Here is a 4039-nt window from a genome sequence, read left to right on the forward strand (position 1 = left end):
ATAGAGAAGCCGCCGCCGCTCGGCTCCAGCCGAGTGGCAACTATCCCCCGGCCTCCGGCCGGTCCGCGCCATGCTATCATCCTGATATTTTAACACATCCAACCGCGACCAAATGTTAAATTTTGGCGATGAAATGTTAAATCTACAGTATAAAGTGTTAAACCCCTTGCACAACTAACTATTTAGTTATATTTTGGCTTTCATAATCGACCTTATGAAAATCACAATTATTGGACTACTGCTATTTTTAGTGGGCGCAGTAAACTTATCAGCCCAAACCAATTACAACATTAAAGGAACATTAGCCGATACCGTTGCCAATTCCAAATTAGCAAACGCCAGCATCAGCGTTATTACTGCTAAAGATTCCATCCTTCAAAAATTTACCCGTGTTAAAGAAGATGGCACATTTACCGTTAATAACTTAAGCAAGGGTAAATTTATAGTACTCGCTACCTACCCCGGTTATGCTGATTTTGTAGAGCGTTTTACATTAGATTCGGCACATACCACGCACGATTTTGGCCGGATCAGCATGTTACTTAAAGAAAGGCTTTTACAGGAAGTTATTGTAAAAGGCAAGGCTGCGGCCATCAAAATCAAGGGAGATACCACCGAATTTAACCCGGCTGCCTACAATATCCAGCCTAACTCAAAAGTTGAAGATTTGCTGAAACAGTTGCCCGGTATTGAGGTGGATAAAGACGGTAAGATCACCGCACAAGGGCAAACGGTAAAAAAAGTACTGGTTGACGGTGAAGAGTTTTTTGGCGACGACCCTACCCTGGTTACCAAAAACCTGCGCGCCGATATGGTGGATAAAGTTCAGTTATATGATAAGAAGAGCGATCAGGCTGCATTTACCGGCATTGACGACGGCGTAAAGGATAAAACCATCAACATTAAACTTAAGGAAGATAAAAAGAACGGCTACTTTGGCAAACTTGACGGCGGTATAGGTACCGATGGCTATTACCAGGGGCAAGCTTTGTTTAACCGTTTTCAGGGTAAACAAAAGTTTTCGCTGTATGGCACCCTTGGTAACACCGGCAAAACAGGTTTAGGCTGGGAGGATAATAACAAATATGGTGGTGGTGGCAACATGGAATTTGGCGACGGTGGCGAGATCTTTATTTTCGGAGGTGGTGGCGACGATCTTGATAGTTTCGACGGCAGGTACAATGGTGAAGGTAAACCCGTAGCCCGTACCGGTGGTGTGCACTACGATACTAAATGGAATAATGACAAGGAATCATTAAACACCAATTATAAAATAGGTTCGCTTACCGTTGATGGTACCAAGAATACCCAGCAGCAAAATACAGCCCTCAATAATACATCAAATGTTAACACTGATCAGGCAAATCACAACTATTCGTTTCGCCAAAAGCTTGACCTTAATTACCAGGTAAAACTTGACTCGATGCAGAACCTGAAGATCACCGCCGATGGTACTTTAAGAAATAGCGATACCAAAAGCCATTCTACCACGCAAACCCGCCGCCTTGATGGCAGCATGATCAATGACAATGACAGGGATAATACCGCTAATGTTGATAGCAAAGTATTTAACGCCAATGCGTTTTATACTAAAAAATTCAAAAAGAAAAGCCGCACGTTATCGGTAAACTTTAAAACAGCTTATAATGAAAGCGATTCGAAAGGTTTTCTAAAATCAAAAACACAGTTCTACGATTCGCTTGGCGTTTATTCAAGTAAAGATACTATTGATCAATTTAAGGTCAATAAAACTAAAAGCACCAATATCAATACCAACGTAACTTATACCGAACCGCTGGCAAAAGACTTTACCTTGGCCCTTAGTTACGCTATCGCGATAAACAACGCTACTGCCGATAGACGCACATTCAATAAACCGGCTGGCAACGCGGTTGTTTACACCGCTTTAGACAACGTTTACAGCAGCGACTATAAGCTTAATCAGTTATCCAACCAAGGCGGCGCTGTTTTTAATGTACAGAAATCCAAATACACTTTCAATTTCGGCACCAAGATAGCCGGTGTACGATTTAAGCAGGTGGATGAATTTGGCCGCATGCCCGATCTGGTGCGCAACTTTACCAACTGGTACCCGCAGGCTTCATTTCAGTACAAGTTCACCAAACAATCAAGCATCCGCTTGAGCTATAATGGTAATACGTCTCAGCCAAGTATCGACCAGATCCAGCCGGTAAAGGTAAACACCGATCCGCTGAACCAACAGTTAGGTAACGCCGGTTTAAAACCATCGTTCACTAACCGTTATAACCTTAGCTATAACTCGTACAAGGTGATCAGCAACCAGTACATTTGGATTAGCGGTTCTTATTCAACAACCAGTAATCCTATTGTGAGTAACGTTGTGCGTGACACGTCAAAAGGTACCAGCACCTATCAATCTTCTAACTTAAAAAATCACTCTACCAGTAACTTTTGGGCCAATAGTTATTTCGAGCGAAAAATTCCCGGCGCAGACATCAACGCAGGTTTTGAGCTATCTGCCAACGGCAACACATATTACAACTTAACAAACGATACGCTTAACAAAACCAAATCGTATAACTATTCCGGCAGCATCAGGTTATCTAAATATAAAGAGAAGAAATATGACGCATGGATCTCGGCAGGTCCAACTTATACTATCAACTCATCGTCGTTAACACCAGAAATAAACAACAACGGTCGCGGGTTTAATGCTAATGGCGGGTTTAATATTTACCTGCCCGGCAAGTTCCAGATCGGCTCAGATGGTAACTATACTTATAACGCCCCAACCAAATCATTCCCGCAAGATTTCAGGAGGTTTCTGCTGAATGCCAACATATCAAGGACATTCATGAAAGATGCCTTGAAAGCTACCGTATCGGGCAACGACCTGTTAAATCAAAACACCGGCTATAACCGTACGGGGTCGGCCAATGTGCTTACCCAGGAGCGTTATACTACTATCAGAAGATATTTTATGTTTTCCCTTACCTGGGATTTCAACAAAGTTGGAGGCGGTGCACCTAAAAAATAACCTATCATGAAAAAGACCTTAACTATTACCACCATACTGCTACTCAGCGCAAATCTTTTACTGGCGCAGGGTAATAAACACTTTACATTTCACGGCACTATTCAGTACGACAAAACATCAAATATGTGGGCGCTGATGCAAAAGCTGATCAATAAGGATAATGAAACCTGGTATCAGCCTATGTATGATCAGTACAAAAAAAACAAGCCACAGTTTAAGGTTTTGAAAAGCACATTAAAATTTGGCAATAACCAAACATTGTTTACACCTATTGAACCTGAAAGTCCTACAGGTAACTATTGGGAAGATCAGCCTATGGCGGCACAAAACAATACCATATTTACCGATTTTAATGCTGGTATAAGCACCAGCCAAAAACAGGTATTTGAAGAAACTTTTTTAGTTAAGGATACCACGCGCCATATTAAATGGAAACTAACCGGCGAAACCCGTGAAATTGCAGGCTATCCATGCCGCAGGGCAAACGGACTTATCCTTGATTCAATTTATGTAGTAGCTTTTTATACCGATGAAATTCCGGTTTCGGGTGGTCCGGAATCATTTAACGGCTTGCCGGGCATGATATTGGGAGTGGCCCTGCCGCATGAAAATGTAACCTGGTTTGCCACCAAAGTAACAGAGCAGCCTGTAGATGAAAAATCAATTACAGCACCTAAAAAAGGCAAAGCAGCTACCAACAAAAGCTTTCTTACCGTATTGCAAAACGCCATGAAGAACTGGGGCACAGAAGGGAAAGAGAATATGAAAGGGTTTTCGTTGTAAAAGAGCTCACTGATTTCTACAACATGTCATTGCGAGCGATAGCGTGGCAATCGCATACTATACAGAGCAGCTATGCTTCCGTGCGATTGCTTCGTACCTCGATTTCTATGATCTAAGCAACTAATTTGAGATAATTTTTTTCATATTTTCTATTTTGGTTTACGCAGGAAAAAATGCGTTGTACCAGTTTATTCCTGATAGCGTTTAAGACACTCATTTTATTCTTTTTTTCAATGT

Annotated in this window: 2 protein-coding genes; both read left to right on the plus strand. The window is 41.8% G+C overall.

The window, feature by feature from the left end:
• Positions 1 to 214 precede the first annotated feature (214 nt).
• The gene (locus tag VF500_RS04355) at positions 215 to 3019 is read left to right on the plus strand and encodes an outer membrane beta-barrel family protein (RefSeq protein ID WP_330858505.1); all 2805 of its coding nucleotides are present in this window, start codon (positions 215 to 217) and stop codon (positions 3017 to 3019) included.
• 6 nt (positions 3020 to 3025) lie between these two features.
• Positions 3026 to 3802, plus strand: coding sequence for a GLPGLI family protein (locus tag VF500_RS04360; RefSeq protein ID WP_330858506.1), 777 nt, complete (start codon positions 3026 to 3028; stop codon positions 3800 to 3802).
• Positions 3803 to 4039 lie beyond the last annotated feature (237 nt).

Origin of the sequence: Mucilaginibacter sp., from assembly GCF_036383575.1 — a bacterium.
Lineage (GTDB): Bacteria > Bacteroidota > Bacteroidia > Sphingobacteriales > Sphingobacteriaceae > Mucilaginibacter.